This window comes from Agromyces cavernae (genome assembly GCF_021044935.1).
GTDB classification, from domain to species: domain Bacteria; phylum Actinomycetota; class Actinomycetes; order Actinomycetales; family Microbacteriaceae; genus Agromyces; species Agromyces cavernae.
This window is the reverse complement of sequence record NZ_JAJNMP010000003.1, coordinates 174,522-190,555: the sequence shown is the minus strand read 5'-3', so window position 1 is coordinate 190,555 and position 16,034 is coordinate 174,522. Positions and strand designations below refer to the sequence as shown.

Genomic DNA, 16,034 nt, shown 5'->3' with positions numbered 1-16,034 from the left:
GGCGGGCGGGAGTGACCGCGCACGCGGGAACGGATGACGGGCTCGACGTCCGCGTCACGGGTGGCGTCGCGCGCGGAGTTCGTGAGGGCGAGATGCTCGCGTGGCGCGGTATGCCGTATGCGGCCCCGCCGACGGGGGATCTGCGGTTCCGGGCGCCTGCGCCGGTGCTGCCGTGGATCGGTGTCCGCAACGCGTCGGCGTTCGGCGCGGTCGCACCCCAGCACGGCTGGCGTCCTCGCCTGCTCGGAGCTGCGGTGAGCGCCGTCACCGCCGACGAGGACTGCCTGACGGTGAACGTCTCGGCACCCGTTCGCGAGGCGGACGGCGTGCCCCTGCCGGTTATGGTCTTCATCCACGGCGGGGGATACAGTGCGGGTTCGTCGCGTGACTTCTCGGGACAGGGTGAGGGGTTCGTCCGCAGCGGGCGCGTCGTGTACGTGAGCTTCAACTACCGGCTCGGCGCGCTCGGCTACCTCGACTTCACGCGGTACACCACCGACCGACGCCGCTTCGACAGCAATCTCGGGCTGCGCGACCAGATCGCGTTGCTCGCATGGGTCCGGGAGAACATCGCCGCCTTCGGTGGAGATGCCGCTCGGGTCACAGTGTTCGGCGAGTCGGCGGGGGGCAACGCGGTCACGACGCTCATGGCGACACCGTCCGCGCGCGAGCTCTTCGCCGGGGCCATCGCGCAGAGCCCGCCGCCCGACGCGGTCTACGAGCGCAAGATGACGGCGAGGTGGGCGGCGGAGTACGTCGCGCTCCTGCGCGGGGTCGTGAGCGAGCGTGACGAGAAGGATGCCGCGGCGCGCGAGACGGCGCCAGGTGCCGGCGTCCCGCCGACGCCCCCGACGCCGCAGCAGCTGCTGGCCGACGCGAGCGCCGACGACCTCGTCGCCGCATCCGTCGCACTCCAGGTGCGGACGCCCGATGCCTACGCCGGCGCGTTCTGCTTCGCGCCGGTGATCGACGGCGACATCGTCCCGGAGCGACCGTTCGTCGCCTTTCGCGAAGGCCGCTCGAGCCGGGTGCCGCTCATCATCGGCACGAACGATCGGGAGGGCTCGATCTTCCGTGGTCGAGGCGACATCCTGCCGCGGACCGAGAAGCGGATCAGCGAGGTGTTCGCCCGGGCCCCCGGCGTCGCGCGCCGAGCGATGCGCGAGGCGTACCCCGAGCTGCGCTCCTCGCGGCGGGCCGCCGCGGACTTCGGCGGCGACTACGGATTCTGGTACCCGAGCACGCGGGTGGCCGACACCTGCTCCCGGCACGCGCCGGTCTGGTCGTACCGGTTCGATTTCGCGCCGCGCCTGCTCAAGCTCGTCGGCCTCGACGCGACGCACGGCGTCGAGATGTTCGCACTGTTCAACCAGATCGGGGCACCGATGGCTCGGTTCATCACCTCCTTGGGCGGCTATGAGGAGTACGCGGCGGCGGGCGAGCGGATGCGGCAGCACTGGTTGCACTTCGCGGAGACCGGAACGCCGGGGCCCCAGTGGCCCCGATACGACGAGCAGGCGCGATCGACGCTCGTGATCGACGCAACGGACCGCGTCGAGGCAGATCCGCGCAGCGAACGACGCCGGGCCTGGGACGCGTTCACGCCATCGCTGTCGGGGTGACGCACGGGATCGTTCCGCGCGATCCGACTGCTCGCTCTGTCAGGATAGGCGGGCACGCTCCGAGGGGGAGCGGCCACGTGCACTCAGGGGAGCAGAATGACCACCGAGCCCAACACGACGTCGGGGCAGATCCGGCCCGTGACCGAGAAGGACCGCTTCGGGCGCCTCATCGAACGGCGCGACGGGGCCGACTTCCCGTTCTACAACGCGGTGCCGGTCGAGCTCTCGGTGGGCAGGTGGATCCTCGTCTGGGCCTCGGCCGCGGTCGGCATCCTGGCGCTCATGTTCATCCCGCAGCCGAACAACTTCGTGGCGATCCTGCCGCGTGCGCTGTTCGTCGCGATCCCGCTCGCCGTGCTCGCCCTCGTCGCTGGTCGCCATTGGACGGCGATCTTCCGCCGCGTGCGCGTCGTCGACGTGGGCAACATGTTCTTCTTCGCCGCCCTCAACATCGCCCTGACGTTCGTCATCGGCGGGCTCGTCTCGCTCGTCTTCCCGGTTGCCCCGAACACGACCATCGAGGGCGCAGGAACGGGTGGGGTCGCCGACACGATCGCCCTCTACATCGGCAGCGGCATCCAACTCGTCGGCGAAGAGGTGTTCGTCGTGCTGCCGTTCCTCGCCCTCATGTACTTCCTGTTCGCGAAGGCGGGCGTCTCGCGTAAGACGGCGATCATCCTCTCCTGGATCATCTCGTCGGTCTGGTTCGGTGCGGCCCACCTGCCCACCTACGACTGGAACTGGGTGCAGGCGATCGTCATCATCGGCTCGGCGCGCATCGCGCTCACCCTCGCATTCATCCGCACCAAGAACGTCTGGGTGTCGGCCGGCGCCCACATCATCAACGACTGGGTGTTCATCACCTCCGCGGTGATCGGCGCGGCAGCAACAGCCGCGGGCTGACCCATGAGCGTCGACCCGAGCGAGAAATACGACGTCAAGCGCGACCGGCGCGAGCTCTACGGGGCATCCGCTCGGGATTTCACGATCGTCGACGTGCCGCCGGCGACGTACCTCGCGGTCGACGGGCACGGCGATCCGAACACCGCGCCCGCGTACGCCGACGCCGTCGAGGCGCTCTTCAGCGTGGCCTACGCGGTGAAGTTCCGCAGCAAGCAGCAGCTCGGTCGCGACTTCGTCGTCGCGCCGCTCGAGGGACTCTGGCGCGCCGACGATCCCGAATCGTTCGTGACTCGCGACAAGACGGCCTGGAGCTGGACGATGCTCATCTCGCAGCCCGACTGGATCGACGACGCGATGGTCGCCGACGCCGTCACGGCCGTGCGCGCGAAGGGCGAGCGGCCCGCGCTCGCGAGGCTGCGACTCCGCGAGCTCCGCGAAGGGCGCTCGGCTCAGATCCTCCACGTCGGCTCGTACGACGACGAGGCACCGACGCTCGCGCGGCTGCACCACGAGTGGATGCCGCAGCACGGACTCACGTTCAACGGCGACCACCACGAGATCTACCTGAGCGATGCCCGTCGAACGGCGCCCGAGAAGCTCCGCACCATCCTGCGCCAGCCGGTGCGCCCGGTCTGAGCGCGCAGCGCCAGCCTGATCGAGCAGGATTCGAGAAGCACGCGCGGTCGGCCGTGAATAACGTCGAAGGCATGAACAACACCGACTCCCTCACCCTCACGTCCATCGACTCGATCACGCTCGACGTCGTCGATCCCGAAGCGGCCGTACGCTTCTACGCCGATGCCTTCGGATTGCAAGATCAGGTGCGCACACGTGCGTCGGATGCCCCGACCACCGGCTTCCGCGGATTCACGATGTCGCTCGTCGTGGCGCAGCCGGCCGACGTGCACGCGCTGTTCGACTCGGCGGTCGCCGCCGGGGCGACGGTGCTCAAGCCCGTCGAGAAGTCGCTCTGGGGTGTCGGCGGCGTCGTCCAGGCACCCGACGGGGCGATCTGGAACCTCGCGACCTCGACCAAGAAGGACACCCGCCCGGCGAGCAAGCAGTTCGACAGCATCGTTCTCCTGCTCGGAGCCGAGGACGTTCCGGCGACCAAGCGGTTCTACGTCGACCGCGGGCTGGGGGTCGCGAAGAGCTTCGGCAGCTACGTCGACTTCGCGACCCCGGGCAGCCCGATCGGCCTCGGACTCTACAAGCGCCGCGCGCTCGCGAAGTCCGCCGGCGTCGCTCCCGAGGGCTCCGGATCGCACCGGCTCCAGGTCAACGGCGATGCCGGGTCCTTCACCGACCCCGATGGCTTCGAGTGGGGAACGTCGACTGCGGCGACCGAGTAGGGCCGCGCGAACCTACAGGGTGTCAGCGTGCCGGTGCACCACGCGCCAGCCGGCGTCCTCGCGACGGTACACCTGGGTCGCGCGCAACGTGAACGTTCGTGGCTGACCATCGATCGAGGCCGAGATGCGCTCGTAGCCGACCGTGTACGCCATGCCGTCGGCGATATCGAACGAGATCAGCTCGAACGCGTAGTCGGTGCAGTTCGAGAAGCTCGGGGCGAGCAGCTCGAACGCCTCGACCAGGTCCTCTCGACCGACCGCGTTCCGCCAGGCGCCGAGCACGCTCACGGGCTCGACCTTCGACCAGATCTCACGGCGCGGGCCGGTATCGCCGTTCAACATGGCTCGCTCCGCCTGCACGAGTTCGCCGTCGAGCCAGGCCAGGAATTCCTCACGGTCGCTCATGGGTTCAGGATGCCCGAAGGTCGGGCCCGGATCAACGGCGATCGGCTCTACGGATGCAGCCGCTCGTACAGCTCGGCGCCACGCCACCCGACGATTCCGCCGAGCACCGTGCCGATCACGAACCCGAGGAAGCCGTAGTTCGCGATGGCGGCGGCGCCGATGTCGACGATCCAGGTGAAGATCCCGGTCGGGCCGGGATCGGTCGGCAGCGGTGCGGCCACGGTGAGGACGGTGCCGCCGAAGAGGCCGGCGAGGCCGTTCGAGACCCAGAACGCCGCGAGACCGACGAGTGAGAGGCCGACCGTCGAGCGCACACTGGGGTGGGCGATCACGGCGTACGCGATGATCGCGACCCCGAGCGACCACGCCAGGGTGCCGAGGAAGATGCCCGCGAAGCCGCCGCCGAGCTCGGCGCTCATCACCGAGGCCGGCAGGAGCGGGAACAACGCGAGGGCGGCAGTCAACCACGCGAGCAATTGCCTGGCCTGCCGGATGGCGTCCTTCGCCGGTCCGTCGGGGCCGAGTTCGACCAGCCGGTTGAGCGTGCCGTCGCCGTCGGCCTCGCCGTCGCCATCGCCGTCGAACACCTCACCCCGCACCCGTGCGCCCGCTGCGCCCGCGGCATCCAGCAGGTCTGCGCCCGAGACCGGTTGCCCCGCCACCGCTGCCGGCTTCACGGTGAGGCGTTGCTGCTCAGTGCCGTCACGGCCGTACACGGCGACCTGACCGCCGCCGTTCGCCGCGAGATCGGCCCGAGCAGCACTGATCGCGCCTTCCTGGGTGCGCTCGGTGACGAGGACCGGGCCGGTGGGCGATGAGCGCACGACCCAGGAGCCGAAGGGGAAGTGCGCCGGCTGGACCGTTCGAAACGCCGACGCGTCCATGATCGCTCCTGTCGTGAGGATTGCTCGGGAAATCCGATTGTCTCGAATATGGACCTCGGAACCGACGCCCTCCAGTCCCCGTTCGAGTGACCCTGTCGAGCGATTCGGACACCCGCATCCGCTTTGCTACCATCCGCTGGTGCACATCCTTCGTCGGGTGATCGTCATCGTCGCCGTCACCGCCCTCGTCCTCATCGCCGTGTTCGCCGGCGGCTACCTCGGGCAGAAGCCGATCCTCTTGACGGGAACGGGCTACGCGGCGCACAACGCCTGCGCGGTCACCGCAGTCGCCGGTCGCGACGACCCCGCCACAGACCTTCCGCCGAATCCGCTCGTGCCCTACCTGCAGGTCGACGGCGCGGGCGATCCGACGACCGCCACCCTGTACGGGCAGTTCGCCCATCAGCAGGCCTGGTACACCGATGGGTTCGGCTGCACGCTCTCCGGCGAGCGGCCCGAACTCGGCGAGGCATCCGCCATCTCATCGCGAGGCAACCCGTTCACCGACGCGCCGACGCCCGCCGCGAACCCCGCACTCGACGAGGCGATCGCGCGCGCGTTCGGCGAGAATCGGTCCGAGGGGGCTGCCGCGGCGCTCGGCACGCGGGCCGTCGTCGTCGTGAAGGACGGCGAACTCGTCGCCGAGCGCTACGCCGAAGGGTTCGACGCCGCGACCCCGCAGCTGGGCTGGTCGATGTCGAAGAGCGTGACCGACCTGCTGACGGGGGTGCTCGTGCAGCAGGGAGTCGTCGCGCTCGATGACGACCACCTGCGGCCCGAATGGACCGACGAACGCGCGAACATCACCGTCGAGCACCTGCTGCGCATGACGAGCGGCCTCGAATGGGACGAGACCTACGACCTCGGCACCCCCATCACGCGCATGCTCTACCTCGAGCCCGACATGGGCGCCTACGTGGCGAGCCTGCCGCTCGTCCACGATCCGGGCACCGTGCAGCTGTACTCGAGCGGCAGCACGACGCTGCTCTGCGACATCCTCGCCGAACGCACCGGACTCGGCGCCGACCTGCCGCGGCAGGCCCTGCTCGAACCGCTCGGTCTCTCGTCGGCGATCTTCGAGCCCGACGCCGCGGGCACGCCCGTCTGCTCCTCCTACCTGTGGGCGACGCCGCGCGACTGGGCCGCCATCGGCCAGTTCGCGCTGCAGAACGGCGAGTGGAAGGGCGAGCAGTTGCTGCCCGAGGACTGGATGGAGCGGAGCCTCACCGTTCCCGACGTCGAAGTGACCGACGACCCCGGCTACGGCATGGGCTGGCGGGTGAACCCGCTGCCCGGCGGCACCCTGCGCTGGCCCGAACTGCCCGAAGACACGTTCTACGCGAGCGGCCACGACGGGCAGAAGGTGCTCGTCGTGCCGAGCGAAGACCTCGTGGTCGTGCGCATGGGGTTCACCCCTGACGCCGACGAAGAGGCCACGGTCGTGCAGCTCGTCGAGGAGGCGATCGCCGCGCTCGGCTGACCATCGCCTTGCGAGGCGGTGCAAGGCTACGCTGAGCCGATGGAGGCCGAACGGATGCCCCGGGGCGGGGCATCAGGCGTGCCGATGACGGTCGTGGTCGACGTGGCCAATGTGATGGGCTCGCGCCCCGACGGCTGGTGGAAGGATCGCGCCGCTGCGGCGACGAAGCTCGTCGCGCGCATGCCCGGGCTCGTCGGCCGAACAGTGCCCGTTCCCGAGGGCGAGGAGATCGTCGTCGAGCAGATCGTTGCCGTCGTGGAGGGCGCGGCGCGGGAGATCGCCGCACCCGACGGCGTGATCGTGGTTCGTGCGCCGAAGGATGGCGACAGCGCCATCGTGTCGACCGGCGAGCGATACACCGATGCAGGCGCGCGCGTGCTGGTGGTCACCGCCGACCGCGGCCTGCGCGCGCGGCTGCCCGGCGGTGTCGTCGTCGCCGGGCCGACGTGGATGACTACCCTGCTCGGGCGATGAGTTGTGGAGTACCCCGGTAGGGTATAGCCCCTCGGAAGGGCGCTCTCGTTCGCGGTGGCGATCATCGGGTGAGTTCGCGCGCCGGGCGCGCAGAGCCTGAGATGAGGCATCCTCACCCGTTCTGGGGCTGATCGCACGGTCGAGATCGGCGTACCCTTCGGATCGTTGTCGGCCTGGCCGGCTCGGGCCGCCGAGGAGGGGAACGTGCCATGTCGAGGAATCCGAGCAGGATCGCACTCGTCGTCACGAGCGCGGCGGTCGCCGCGGCCGTGATGGTGCCGGCGTCGGCGATGGCGACGGCTGCCGGGACCGGCCAGGGCTTCACGGGCACCGTGGTCGCCGACGGCTCCGGGGTCCGCGGCGCGACGGTGAAGCTCTTCGCCGCCGGCGAAACCCCCGGCAGTGCGACGCAGGTGGCGACCGAGACGACCGACCGGCACGGGCGGTTCAAGGTGAGCGTTCCGCAGACGATCGCAGCCGACGACGTGCTGTACGCGACGGCGCGGGGCGGCACGGTCGATGGGCAGCCGGTGCCCGACACGGTCGAGCTCGCAGCATCGCTCGCCGACCTGCGCAAGGGCAAGATCACGATCGACGAGATGACGACGGTCGCGGCCGGGTACTCGCTGGCCCAGTTCGCGGTGGCCGGCGTCGTCGGCGGGCCGTCACCGGGTCTCGAGAACGCGGCGCGGATGCCCCGGAACCTCGTCGACGTCGCGAGGGGTGAGCAGGCGAAGTTCTTGCTGCAGGCCCCCAACGGAACCGCGACCGAGACCCTCTCGACGTTCAACTCGCTCGCGAGCATCATCGCCGGATGCGTCGACGACTCGAACGACTGCGACGCGTTCCTCGACGCGGCGACCGACGCGTGGGGCGTGCGACCCGACACCACATGGCAGGCGATGACGCTGCTGCCGACCAACCCGTCGGGCGACTCGCCGGGCGTGTTCGCGCAGGTGCCCGCAGACCCGCGATTCACGCCGGTCCGCACGTCGGCGCCGTCGGCGTGGGTCATCGCCCTGCGGTTCTACGGCGACGGGCGGCAGTTCAACGGGCCGGGCAACGTCGCGTTCGACGCTCAGGGCAGGGTGTGGGCGAACAACAACACCAACTGGTCTCGGCAGCCCTCGCGGATCTGCCCCGGAACCGACATGTTCCACCTCGACCCGTATGCGACAGGGCAGCCGATGCAGACGTTCACGGGCGGCGGGCTCAACGGTGCAGGGTTCGGCATCGCGATCGACACGCGGGATCGTGTGTGGGTGGGCAACTTCGGCTTCACCGGTTCCCAGTGCACGGAAGGGCCCCCGACCTCCAACAGCGTGTCGGCGTTCGAGTCCGACGGCGAGCCGATCTCGGGCGATGACGGATTCACCGACGGGCCGTTGAGTTGGCCGCAAGGGGTCAAGTCCGATGTCGACGGCAACATGTGGATCGCGAACTGCGGTAACGACTCCGTCGTCGTGTACCCGGGCGGCGACCACACCTCGTCGTTCGTGGCCGGCACCGACATTCCCAAGGCGTTCGACGTCGCGCAGAACACGGATGGGTCGGTCTTCGCGACCGCGAACGCCGGCGACCAGGTGTACGGGTTCGCGCCCGACGGGTCGCCGTTGCTGGGTTCGCCGTTCGGCGACTCCTCCACGATCCGCAGACCGCTCGGGGCTGCGAGTGACAGCCTCGGCAACGTCTGGGTTTCGAACTCGGGCGTCGTCGACATCCCGTGCAGCACGGGAAACACGCTCGAGGTGCCCGCGCCGGGTGCGGACCTGGATGGCACGATCGCGCGAGTGGGTTCCGACGGATCGACCGAGAGCTTCGGCGGAGCGGGGCTCACCGTGCCGTGGGGCATCGCGGTCGACGGCGACGACAACCTCTGGGTCGCGAACTTCGCAGACCAGCGGCTGTCGCACCTGTGCGGTGCCCGGGCGAGCACGTGCCCGGCCGGCACGACCGGTCACGCGATCTCGCCCGACGAAGGCTACGGATTCGACGGCCTGCAGCGGAACACCGGTGTACAGGTCGACCCCTCGGGAAACGTGTGGCTCACCAATAACTGGGTCGCGGTCCCGCGGCCGATCGACCCGTTCGGCGACGGGCTCGTCGTCTACCTCGGCATGGCCGCGCCCGTGAAGGCGCCGCTCGTCGGAACGCCCGAGCAGCCCTGAGCGTCCGGGGGAGTCGACATGGGCAAGGTCATCGTCATCCAGTTCATCACGCTCGACGGTGTGATCGAGGACCCCGACGGCCGCGGGGGCGCCGAATTCGGTGGCTGGGCGTTCCGGTTCGGGCGGGAGGCGATCGCGGGGGATGTCTTCCGGCTCGGGCCCGTGCTCGACGGGTGCGTGGTGCTGTTCGGCCACCGCACGTGGGGGCATTTCTCACGCTTGTGGCCTGAGCGGACCGATCGGTTCTCGGTCGCGATGAACCGGGCCCGGAAGGTCGTCGCGTCCACCGGGTCGCCCGACCTCACGGCGTGGGCGGGTTCGGAGCGGCTCGATGGCGACGTGGTCGAGGGCGTCGCCCGCCTCGCCGCTGAACACGACGTGGTCGTGATCGGCAGCACGAGCGTCGTGCGCGCGCTGCAGGCCGCCGATGGCATCGACGAGTATCGCCTGCTGACCGTTCCGTCGGTCATCGGCGACGCGAACGCGGTGCGGCTGTTCGTCTCGTCCGCAGAGCTCGGGCTCGTCTCGGTGGACGCGGCCGGCCCGGTCGTGCTGACGGTGCTCGCGGCTCGGTCGGCGTAGCCGGCGGCATCCGCATTCGAGTAAGGTAAGCATTACCTAACTCGAAGGAGTCCCCGTGGTTTCCAGCAACATCGCCGTCACGCACGCGGACTCCGGGGTCGTCACCGCCGACGTGCTCGAAGCCGTGCAGATCTCACCGCATTTCGTGCGTGTGACGATCGGCGGTGAGCGCCTGCGCGAGTGGCGGCACGTCGGCTTCGACCAGTGGTTCCGGCTCGCCGTGCCGACCTCGGGCGACACCCGGTTCGATAACCTCGCCGGCACCTTCGACATGGCGGGCTACCTGAAGTACCTCATGCTGCCGCGTTCGACCCGGCCCGTGATCCGCAATTACACCGTGCGCGAGTTCCGGCCCGAGCTGCTCGAGATGGACATCGACTTCGTCGTGCACGGCGACGACGGAGTGGCCGGGCCCTGGGCAGCGGGCCTCCCCATCGGGCAGGAGGTCGCACTTATCGACCAGGGCTGCGGGTTCCGCCGGGTCGAGGCCGACACGACCCTGCTCATCGGCGACGAGAGCGCGCTGCCCGCGGTCGGCGGCATCCTGCGCGACCTGCCGCGCGACGCGTCGGGGCACGCGCTCATCGAGGTCGCCGACCTCGGCGACCGGCAGGAGGTCACCGCACCCGAGGGCATGTCGGTGCACTGGATCGTGCGCCGACCCGACGTCGCGGTGGGCGCCACCGCGCTCGAGCACCTGCGCGAGCTGCCGCCGTTCAGCGGGTCGGTCAACGCCTTCGCCGCGGGCGAGTCGAAGCTCGCCACCGGCGCGCGGCGCCACCTCGTCAACGAGCGCTCGGTGCCGAAGGCGAACGTCGCGTTCTGCGGGTACTGGCGCGCGCACTGACGCGGAGCTCGCCGACCCGGCGGAGCGCCGGGCGAGTCTACGTCGCGATGACGAGTCGCACCTGCACCTCGTCGCCCACGTCGAGGTGCTCGGCCTCGCGAACCCACGCCTTCACCGGCACGATGTAGCCGCCGTCCTTGGGCCAGAGCGCCGTGGGCCACTCGCTCGACCCGATGCGCACGGTCGCGGGGATCATGCCCCAGCCGTAACTGACCATCGGCGAGATCGCACTGAGCGCATCACACGTGTCGGTGGGCGCACTCACGAAGTGCCAGGGCGCCGGACCCCGCCAGAACCACAGGTCGCCGCGGAACTCGAACTCCATCCGATCAGGATAGGCGCGGCGTGCGCGTGTGGAGCCGCGTCGCCGCAATCCTTAGGCTGGTTGCATGGCCGCAGCCACCGCCGACACGCCAGCCCGAGGGGCTCGCTGGCGGGTGCGCGGCCGCATCGCGCGCTCGCCGCAGCAGTTGCCGGCGTGGACCCGAGCGCTCGCCGAGGGCGACGACGCCGGGTTCTTCGGACCCGGTAGCGCGGTGTGGGCGGTGAACGGTGCGCTGCCGACGCTCGTGGCCGGCATCCGTGCGCTGCTCCTCCAGACGCTGCATCCCGGTGCCATGGCGGGCGTGCACGACTGGTCGCACTACAACGAGGATCCGCTCGGGCGACTCGACGGCACTGTGCGCTGGGTCGCGACGACGACGTTCGGCGACCGGCGCAGCGCCACCGCGGCATCGGCGTTCGTGAGTCGGTTGCACGAGCATGTCACCGGTACCTACACCGATGCGGCGGGCGTCGAGCGTCAGTACTCCGCGAACGAAGAGCAATTGCTGCGCTGGGTGCACGACGCGTTCACCGAGGCCTTCCTCGGGGCGCACGAGACGTGGGGCAAGGCGATCCCCGGCGGTGGCGACGCCTATGTGCGCGAGTGGGCCCAGGCGGGCCGGCTCATGGGCGTGACCGACCCGCCCACGTCCGTCGACGCGCTCCGTGCCGAGATCTCGGAGTTCCTTCGCGAGGCGAAGGTCGATGAGCGCGTGGTCGAGGCGGTGCGGTTCCTGCGGCGTCCGGGGCTGCCCGGGCTCACGGGCCTGGCGTACCCGATCCTGTTCGGTGGTGCCGTCGCGTCGCTCGCACCCGAGTACCGCAGGCTCCTCGGGCTGCGGCGCCCACGCTGGCCGGCGATCACGCTCACGAGGATCGCGCTCGCCGTGGGTGTCCTCGTGCTCGGCCCGGTCTCGCCGAGCGAGCGCAACGCCCGGGCCCGCATCGCGCGGCTCGCGCTCCGCTGAACGTTCGCGGCGACGGCGAGCGAGGATCCGGCCGACGGATGTCTCGACGACGCGTTCGCTCACAGCTCCCAGGTGCGATCGGTCGCCCTGCGGGCGGTGACGAGCACGCCGAGGATGCCGGCGAACACGAGGATCGGGCTCGCGATCAGGGCCATGAGCACCCAGTCGCCGTCGAAGACCGACCCGATGGCGACGATGAGCGCCGGTGACGCCACGAGGGAAGCGGCCCACGGCCAGGCGCCGAGCCCGAGCGCGAAGAGCCCTGCGGCGATGCCGGTGGCGAGGCCCACGTAGAAGAGCACGTCGTAGCCGCCGAATCCGTGTCCGGCCTCGGCGCGAATCAGCGAGCCGAGCATCCCGATCCCGATCGCGAACGGCGTCGCCGCGGTGAAGACCGACCAGACGATCAGCTCGACCGACGCGGCCGAACGCCGGCGCGCGCGAGGCGCGTGTGTGCGCTCGATCTGCGTGCGCCCCATATAGGCCGCGGGCGCACGCGCCGCCCGCGGCGCGTGGGTGCGCGGCAGTCGGAGGCTCTGGATCTGGGTCATGGCGCGAAGCTACCGCCGCGGGTTCGGCACCGCATCCGGGGCACTACCGATTTCCCCTGCGCCGTGTGGTGCAGCGCGATGCGCTCACCGTCCCGCGGATTCCTCGGCAGGCGGCGCCCCCTGCGATAGTCTCCGAATCGGAGGTGCATCATGCACGAGACATCCGCTGAGTCCTCGAAGCCGCCCCACCCGCACGGCCGCGTGAAGCAACTGCGGCTCGTGGTGTCGGTGCCCGAGGGTGAGGACTTCGAGGCCGCGCTCGCCTTCTACCGAGACGTGCTCGGCATGCCGCAACAGGAGGCCTACGAGGGCGACGACGACGCGCGCGTCGTGATCCTCGGCGCCGGCCGCGCGACCCTCGAACTGTCGAACGCTGCGCAGGTGCGGTACATCGACCGCGTCGAGGCCGAGGGACAGCCGAGTGCGACGCTGCGGGTCGCGCTCGAGGTGACGGATGCCGCGACCTCGACTGATGACGCGGTCGAGGGCGGTGCCGAACTCGTCGCCGAGCCGCGGCAGACACCGTGGCGGTCGGTGAACTCTCGGCTCAACGGGCCGGCAGGTTTGCAGCTGACGCTGTTCGAGGAGCTGGACTCGGAGTGAGCCGGTACGACGGCAGGCCGCGCCGGCGGATGAGCCACTCGGCGACGATGAGGTTCGGGAGCCAGCAGAGGAACGGCACTGCGGCGTAGGCGTTCGCGAAGACGGCGCCGAAGTCGGTACCGGGCGCCGGCGGCACGAGCACCTGGAACAGGATGAGCAGCGGCAGCCAGATGCGCAGCGTCACCGCGGCGTAGGTCAGGGCGAAGTTGCGCATCATCCAGGCCCGGTGGCTGTCGATGTCGCGCCGCCGGATCGCCCGGTACGCGCGCCAGCCGGTGACGAACCACAGCACCGCGAGGGTGCCGAATCCGAAGAAGCCGACGAACCCGGCGTCGTTGACGAACGCGATCACGAGGCCCGAGACCGAGGCGATCGCGACCGCGACGAGGTACGTGCGCCCGGTCCAGCGATGCATCCGCGGTCGGCGGGTGCGCAGCCCGCGCCAGAACTGCAACGGCCCGAGCACCAGCGCCAACCCGCCCGTGACGACGTGGGCGTAGAACGCGGCGACGATGAACCAGGGCCGGTCGAGGTAGTTCGCGGCGAGGCCCGACGTCGGTGATTCGACGAGCGCCGCCAGCGACGACGTGAGGTAGGGCGTCACCGCGAAGGCGGCGATGCCGATCGACGAGAGCAGTACCCATGCCCACCCGGCACGGGTGCCGATGCGATGAGATGCGGGTGGCGGCGCTGCCGGCGTGACTTCGGGGCGCGTGATCGTGGACATGCCGGCAGGCTAGGGCGGCGGTTCGCGAGGCCGACATGGGGCAAACCCCCGGAACACGCGCCGGGGCGCACGACCTCGGGCGTTCCGCGTCATGATCGAGCGCGGAACGCGTCTCTCTCGTGAAGGGAATCCTGAGGGGGAGACATGAGTTCGAGCAACTCGCAGCGGGGCGTCGACCGGTGGTACGTCGTGGGGGCGGTCGCGGCGGTCATCGCGGTGATCGAGTGCGGCATCGGCGTGGTCCTCGTGAACAATGCCGCGGTGATCGACGGATTCGCACTGGCGGGGTGGGTGCCGCCGGCAATGACGGTCGGGCTCATCGCGGTGGCGATCGTCGTCGCCGGAGCTGCCGCGCTCAGCGCCGTGCCGCGCCCGCACTACCTCACGGTGTAGTCGGCGCGCACGCCGGATCGCCGTTCCAGGCCTCGAGGATGCGGTGGCGCAGCGCCGTCGACCGTTCGGCGAAGGCGCGCTGCCGGCGCACGTACTCGGCCTTGCCGTCGGGCGTCTCGATGCGCACGGGCTCGCCGCCCCACTCGCGCATGTCGTACGGCGAGGCCTGCATGTCGAGATATCGGATGTCGCGTGCGAGCTCGAACGCGTCGAGCAGCAGCTCGCCCGGCACGAGCGGGCCGAGCTTCACCGCCCACTTGTAGACGTCCATGTTCGCGTGCAGGCAGCCGGGCTGCTCGAGCTCGGGCTGGGTCTCGCGGGTCGGCGCGAAGCGGTTGCGGGGTACCGCGTGGGGCGTGAAGAACCGGAATGCGTCGATGTGGGTGCACCGCAGCTCGTGCGCCTCGACGACCTCGTCGGTCGCCGCCTGGCCGAGCCGCAGCGGCACGGCGTGCCGGTGCTCGCCCTGCCGGTAGACCATGGCCCACTCGTGCAGCCCGAAGCAGCCGAATGATGCCGGTCGCCCCGCCGTCCTTCCCAGGATGCGCCGCACCAGGCCGAGCATCGCAGGCTTCTCACGCTCCAGGGCGGCGCGGTCGACGACGAGTCCCTCGGGCGTCGTGCCCCGGGCGTACCAGCGCCACTCCGCGCGGGGCGTTGCCGCGGCATCCGCCAGCTCGATACCCGCGCCGGGATGCCAGCGTCGCAGCAGCGACGGCGAGTACGAGTAGTAGGTGAACAGGAAGTCCTCGATCGGGTGCCGCTCACCCCGCGCGGCACGGGCGCGGTGGCCCGCGGTGAGGACCTCGGCGCGGTCGGCGTGCGCCTGCTCGCGTGCGCCCCAGACGGCGGCGTCGAGCACGACGGTCGGCGCGGAGAGGGTGGCGGCGGGCATCCATCGAGGATACGTCGCGCTCCTGCGCAGCCCGCGAGCGAGCGTCAGCCTCCGGGCTTCGTCGCGACGCCGTCGAGCCACAGCGTGTCGGACTCGTCGCTGTGCGTGCCGCCCGTGCCGACATGCTTCGAGGGGATCTTCGGGCCCTTCGTGATGACGTGCACGAGCGCCATCGCATGGCCCTGGCCGAGACCGTAGTCCTCCTTCAGCCACGCCACGATCGGCGTCGCCTTCGTCGTCTCGTCGAAGCCGCGCTCGTGCGCGAGCTCGATGAACTGCCGGGGCGTGAGCCCCGTCTTCGCCTCGATGTTGTCGAGGTAGGCCTGGAACGACATGGTGCGTGCTCCTCCTGTGGTGTCGGTGTCGGTGTCGGGTCGGTGGTCCGGGCTAGTCGGCCCAGGTCTGGATGATGACGTCGGACGCGTGGATGCAGAGTATCCGCAGACGCCCGTCGCCGGCGTTCTTGAAGCCGTGCCAGACGCCCGTCGGCACGGTCGCGGTGTCGCCCGCGGTCGCGACGAGCTGCTGGTCGCCGATCGTGATGCGCGCGGTGCCCTCGATCACGACCCAGGTCTCGGTGTACGGGTGCCAGTGCAGGTCGGGGCCCTCGCCGGGCTCGTTGTCGACGTAGAAGTACGAGATGCCGGCGCCGTGGTCGCGCCCGACGAATCGGCGGGTGCGGCCCGTGCCGATGACGAGCGAGACGGCGGTGACGAGCTCGGGCTCAGCGGGCGGCGTCATCGTCGGGGTCATGGTGATCTCGGCGGCGTTCATTTGGGATACCTCGTTCCGGTTCGGTCTTGGTCGGTGTGGTCAGGATCGGTGCCTGCAGACAGACTCCCGCCGGGACATCCGA

At 70.4% G+C, this 16,034-nt stretch carries 20 protein-coding genes; 12 read left to right on the top strand and 8 right to left on the bottom strand.

Annotated elements, in window-relative coordinates; genetic code table 11:
* Positions 1-11 precede the first annotated feature (11 nt).
* The 4 genes from LQ757_RS12245 (at position 12) to LQ757_RS12230 (ending at position 3,877) form a co-directional block, all read left to right on the top strand.
* A complete protein-coding gene (locus LQ757_RS12245; RefSeq protein ID WP_231047528.1) occupies positions 12-1,622 on the top strand; it encodes a carboxylesterase/lipase family protein in 1,611 nt (536 codons plus the stop codon).
* A 96-nt stretch (positions 1,623-1,718) separates the two neighbouring features.
* The gene (locus LQ757_RS12240) at positions 1,719-2,525 is read left to right on the top strand and encodes a CPBP family intramembrane glutamic endopeptidase (RefSeq protein ID WP_231047527.1); all 807 of its coding nucleotides are present in this window, start codon (positions 1,719-1,721) and stop codon (positions 2,523-2,525) included.
* Between the two features lie 3 nt (positions 2,526-2,528).
* Positions 2,529-3,161: a GyrI-like domain-containing protein gene (locus LQ757_RS12235; RefSeq protein WP_231047526.1), complete on the top strand. Its 633-nt coding sequence runs from the start codon at positions 2,529-2,531 to the stop codon at positions 3,159-3,161.
* A 71-nt stretch (positions 3,162-3,232) separates the two neighbouring features.
* Positions 3,233-3,877, top strand: a complete 645-nt coding sequence (locus LQ757_RS12230; protein WP_231047525.1) for a VOC family protein — start codon at positions 3,233-3,235, stop codon at positions 3,875-3,877.
* Positions 3,878-3,889: 12 nt separating this feature from the next.
* On the opposite strand, the gene LQ757_RS12225 is transcribed toward LQ757_RS12230, so the two are convergent.
* Together LQ757_RS12225 and LQ757_RS12220 are read right to left on the bottom strand one after the other, a co-directional pair.
* Positions 3,890-4,282, bottom strand: a complete 393-nt coding sequence (locus tag LQ757_RS12225; protein WP_231047524.1) for a nuclear transport factor 2 family protein — start codon at positions 4,280-4,282, stop codon at positions 3,890-3,892.
* Positions 4,283-4,329: 47 nt separating this feature from the next.
* On the bottom strand, positions 4,330-5,166 hold the full coding sequence (locus LQ757_RS12220) for a DUF2188 domain-containing protein (RefSeq protein ID WP_231047523.1): 837 nt from the start codon (positions 5,164-5,166) through the stop codon (positions 4,330-4,332).
* A 139-nt stretch (positions 5,167-5,305) separates the two neighbouring features.
* Here LQ757_RS12220 and LQ757_RS12215 point away from each other — a divergent pair, with 139 nt between their 5' ends.
* The 5 genes from LQ757_RS12215 to LQ757_RS19410 all read left to right on the top strand — a co-directional run bounded on the left by LQ757_RS12215 (position 5,306) and on the right by LQ757_RS19410 (position 10,717).
* Complete coding sequence (locus LQ757_RS12215; RefSeq protein WP_231047522.1) at positions 5,306-6,646, top strand: serine hydrolase domain-containing protein; 1,341 nt, start codon at positions 5,306-5,308, stop codon at positions 6,644-6,646.
* A gap of 39 nt (positions 6,647-6,685) precedes the next feature.
* The gene (locus tag LQ757_RS12210; RefSeq protein WP_231047521.1) at positions 6,686-7,120 is read left to right on the top strand and encodes a hypothetical protein; all 435 of its coding nucleotides are present in this window, start codon (positions 6,686-6,688) and stop codon (positions 7,118-7,120) included.
* Between the two features lie 209 nt (positions 7,121-7,329).
* Positions 7,330-9,288 (top strand): NHL repeat-containing protein, encoded by a 1,959-nt coding sequence (locus LQ757_RS12205; protein ID WP_231047520.1) that lies wholly within the window; start codon positions 7,330-7,332, stop codon positions 9,286-9,288.
* A gap of 18 nt (positions 9,289-9,306) precedes the next feature.
* On the top strand, positions 9,307-9,870 hold the full coding sequence (locus LQ757_RS12200; RefSeq protein ID WP_231047519.1) for a dihydrofolate reductase family protein: 564 nt from the start codon (positions 9,307-9,309) through the stop codon (positions 9,868-9,870).
* Between the two features lie 55 nt (positions 9,871-9,925).
* Positions 9,926-10,717 carry a siderophore-interacting protein gene (locus LQ757_RS19410; protein WP_231047518.1) on the top strand — a complete coding sequence of 264 codons (792 nt, stop codon included), beginning with the start codon at positions 9,926-9,928 and terminating at the stop codon, positions 10,715-10,717.
* Between the two features lie 37 nt (positions 10,718-10,754).
* On the opposite strand, the gene LQ757_RS12190 is transcribed toward LQ757_RS19410, so the two are convergent.
* Entirely contained in the window at positions 10,755-11,042 is a 288-nt protein-coding gene (locus LQ757_RS12190) for a DUF1905 domain-containing protein (RefSeq protein WP_231047517.1), read from the bottom strand.
* A gap of 64 nt (positions 11,043-11,106) precedes the next feature.
* On the opposite strand from LQ757_RS12190, the gene LQ757_RS12185 reads away from it, so the two are divergent.
* Positions 11,107-12,009, top strand: coding sequence for an oxygenase MpaB family protein (locus LQ757_RS12185; protein ID WP_231047516.1), 903 nt, complete (start codon positions 11,107-11,109; stop codon positions 12,007-12,009).
* Positions 12,010-12,068: 59 nt separating this feature from the next.
* Here LQ757_RS12185 and LQ757_RS12180 read toward each other — a convergent pair whose 3' ends face one another.
* A complete protein-coding gene (locus LQ757_RS12180) occupies positions 12,069-12,560 on the bottom strand; it encodes a hypothetical protein (protein ID WP_231047515.1) in 492 nt (163 codons plus the stop codon).
* A 150-nt stretch (positions 12,561-12,710) separates the two neighbouring features.
* Between LQ757_RS12180 and LQ757_RS12175 the strand changes: the two genes are divergently transcribed.
* Positions 12,711-13,163: a VOC family protein gene (locus LQ757_RS12175; RefSeq protein ID WP_231047514.1), complete on the top strand. Its 453-nt coding sequence runs from the start codon at positions 12,711-12,713 to the stop codon at positions 13,161-13,163.
* Here the strand turns inward: LQ757_RS12175 and LQ757_RS12170 are convergent.
* The gene (locus LQ757_RS12170; RefSeq protein ID WP_231047513.1) at positions 13,108-13,890 is read right to left on the bottom strand and encodes a DUF2306 domain-containing protein; all 783 of its coding nucleotides are present in this window, start codon (positions 13,888-13,890) and stop codon (positions 13,108-13,110) included. The genes LQ757_RS12175 and LQ757_RS12170 overlap by 56 nt on opposite strands.
* Positions 13,891-14,034: 144 nt before the next feature.
* Here LQ757_RS12170 and LQ757_RS12165 point away from each other — a divergent pair, with 144 nt between their 5' ends.
* Complete coding sequence (locus LQ757_RS12165; RefSeq protein ID WP_231047512.1) at positions 14,035-14,283, top strand: hypothetical protein; 249 nt, start codon at positions 14,035-14,037, stop codon at positions 14,281-14,283.
* On the opposite strand, the gene LQ757_RS12160 is transcribed toward LQ757_RS12165, so the two are convergent.
* The 3 genes from LQ757_RS12160 to LQ757_RS12150 are packed head-to-tail and all read right to left on the bottom strand — an operon-like array spanning position 14,273 to position 15,952.
* Positions 14,273-15,178, bottom strand: coding sequence for a 3-methyladenine DNA glycosylase (locus tag LQ757_RS12160; RefSeq protein WP_231047511.1), 906 nt, complete (start codon positions 15,176-15,178; stop codon positions 14,273-14,275). The two genes, LQ757_RS12165 and LQ757_RS12160, sit on opposite strands and share 11 nt — an antisense overlap.
* Before the next feature lie 44 nt (positions 15,179-15,222).
* A complete protein-coding gene (locus tag LQ757_RS12155; protein WP_231047510.1) occupies positions 15,223-15,513 on the bottom strand; it encodes a DUF4287 domain-containing protein in 291 nt (96 codons plus the stop codon).
* 52 nt (positions 15,514-15,565) lie between these two features.
* Positions 15,566-15,952 (bottom strand): cupin domain-containing protein, encoded by a 387-nt coding sequence (locus tag LQ757_RS12150; protein ID WP_231047509.1) that lies wholly within the window; start codon positions 15,950-15,952, stop codon positions 15,566-15,568.
* Positions 15,953-16,034: the final 82 nt, after the last annotated feature.

What these genes read in the sequence shown, in the direction of transcription:
- LQ757_RS12240 (WP_231047527.1), top strand. Translation starts at nt 1,719, where the DNA reads ATGACCACCGAGCCCAACACGACGTCGGGGCAGATCCGGCCCGTGACC.
- LQ757_RS12235 (WP_231047526.1), top strand. Translation starts at nt 2,529, where the DNA reads ATGAGCGTCGACCCGAGCGAGAAATACGACGTCAAGCGCGACCGGCGC.
- LQ757_RS12230 (WP_231047525.1), top strand. Translation starts at nt 3,233, where the DNA reads ATGAACAACACCGACTCCCTCACCCTCACGTCCATCGACTCGATCACG.
- LQ757_RS12225 (WP_231047524.1), bottom strand. Translation starts at nt 4,282, where the DNA reads ATGAGCGACCGTGAGGAATTCCTGGCCTGGCTCGACGGCGAACTCGTG.
- LQ757_RS12220 (WP_231047523.1), bottom strand. Translation starts at nt 5,166, where the DNA reads ATGGACGCGTCGGCGTTTCGAACGGTCCAGCCGGCGCACTTCCCCTTC.
- LQ757_RS12210 (WP_231047521.1), top strand. Translation starts at nt 6,686, where the DNA reads ATGGAGGCCGAACGGATGCCCCGGGGCGGGGCATCAGGCGTGCCGATG.
- LQ757_RS12205 (WP_231047520.1), top strand. Translation starts at nt 7,330, where the DNA reads ATGTCGAGGAATCCGAGCAGGATCGCACTCGTCGTCACGAGCGCGGCG.
- LQ757_RS12200 (WP_231047519.1), top strand. Translation starts at nt 9,307, where the DNA reads ATGGGCAAGGTCATCGTCATCCAGTTCATCACGCTCGACGGTGTGATC.
- LQ757_RS12190 (WP_231047517.1), bottom strand. Translation starts at nt 11,042, where the DNA reads ATGGAGTTCGAGTTCCGCGGCGACCTGTGGTTCTGGCGGGGTCCGGCG.
- LQ757_RS12185 (WP_231047516.1), top strand. Translation starts at nt 11,107, where the DNA reads ATGGCCGCAGCCACCGCCGACACGCCAGCCCGAGGGGCTCGCTGGCGG.
- LQ757_RS12180 (WP_231047515.1), bottom strand. Translation starts at nt 12,560, where the DNA reads ATGACCCAGATCCAGAGCCTCCGACTGCCGCGCACCCACGCGCCGCGG.
- LQ757_RS12175 (WP_231047514.1), top strand. Translation starts at nt 12,711, where the DNA reads ATGCACGAGACATCCGCTGAGTCCTCGAAGCCGCCCCACCCGCACGGC.
- LQ757_RS12170 (WP_231047513.1), bottom strand. Translation starts at nt 13,890, where the DNA reads ATGTCCACGATCACGCGCCCCGAAGTCACGCCGGCAGCGCCGCCACCC.
- LQ757_RS12165 (WP_231047512.1), top strand. Translation starts at nt 14,035, where the DNA reads ATGAGTTCGAGCAACTCGCAGCGGGGCGTCGACCGGTGGTACGTCGTG.
- LQ757_RS12160 (WP_231047511.1), bottom strand. Translation starts at nt 15,178, where the DNA reads ATGCCCGCCGCCACCCTCTCCGCGCCGACCGTCGTGCTCGACGCCGCC.
- LQ757_RS12155 (WP_231047510.1), bottom strand. Translation starts at nt 15,513, where the DNA reads ATGTCGTTCCAGGCCTACCTCGACAACATCGAGGCGAAGACGGGGCTC.
- LQ757_RS12150 (WP_231047509.1), bottom strand. Translation starts at nt 15,952, where the DNA reads ATGAACGCCGCCGAGATCACCATGACCCCGACGATGACGCCGCCCGCT.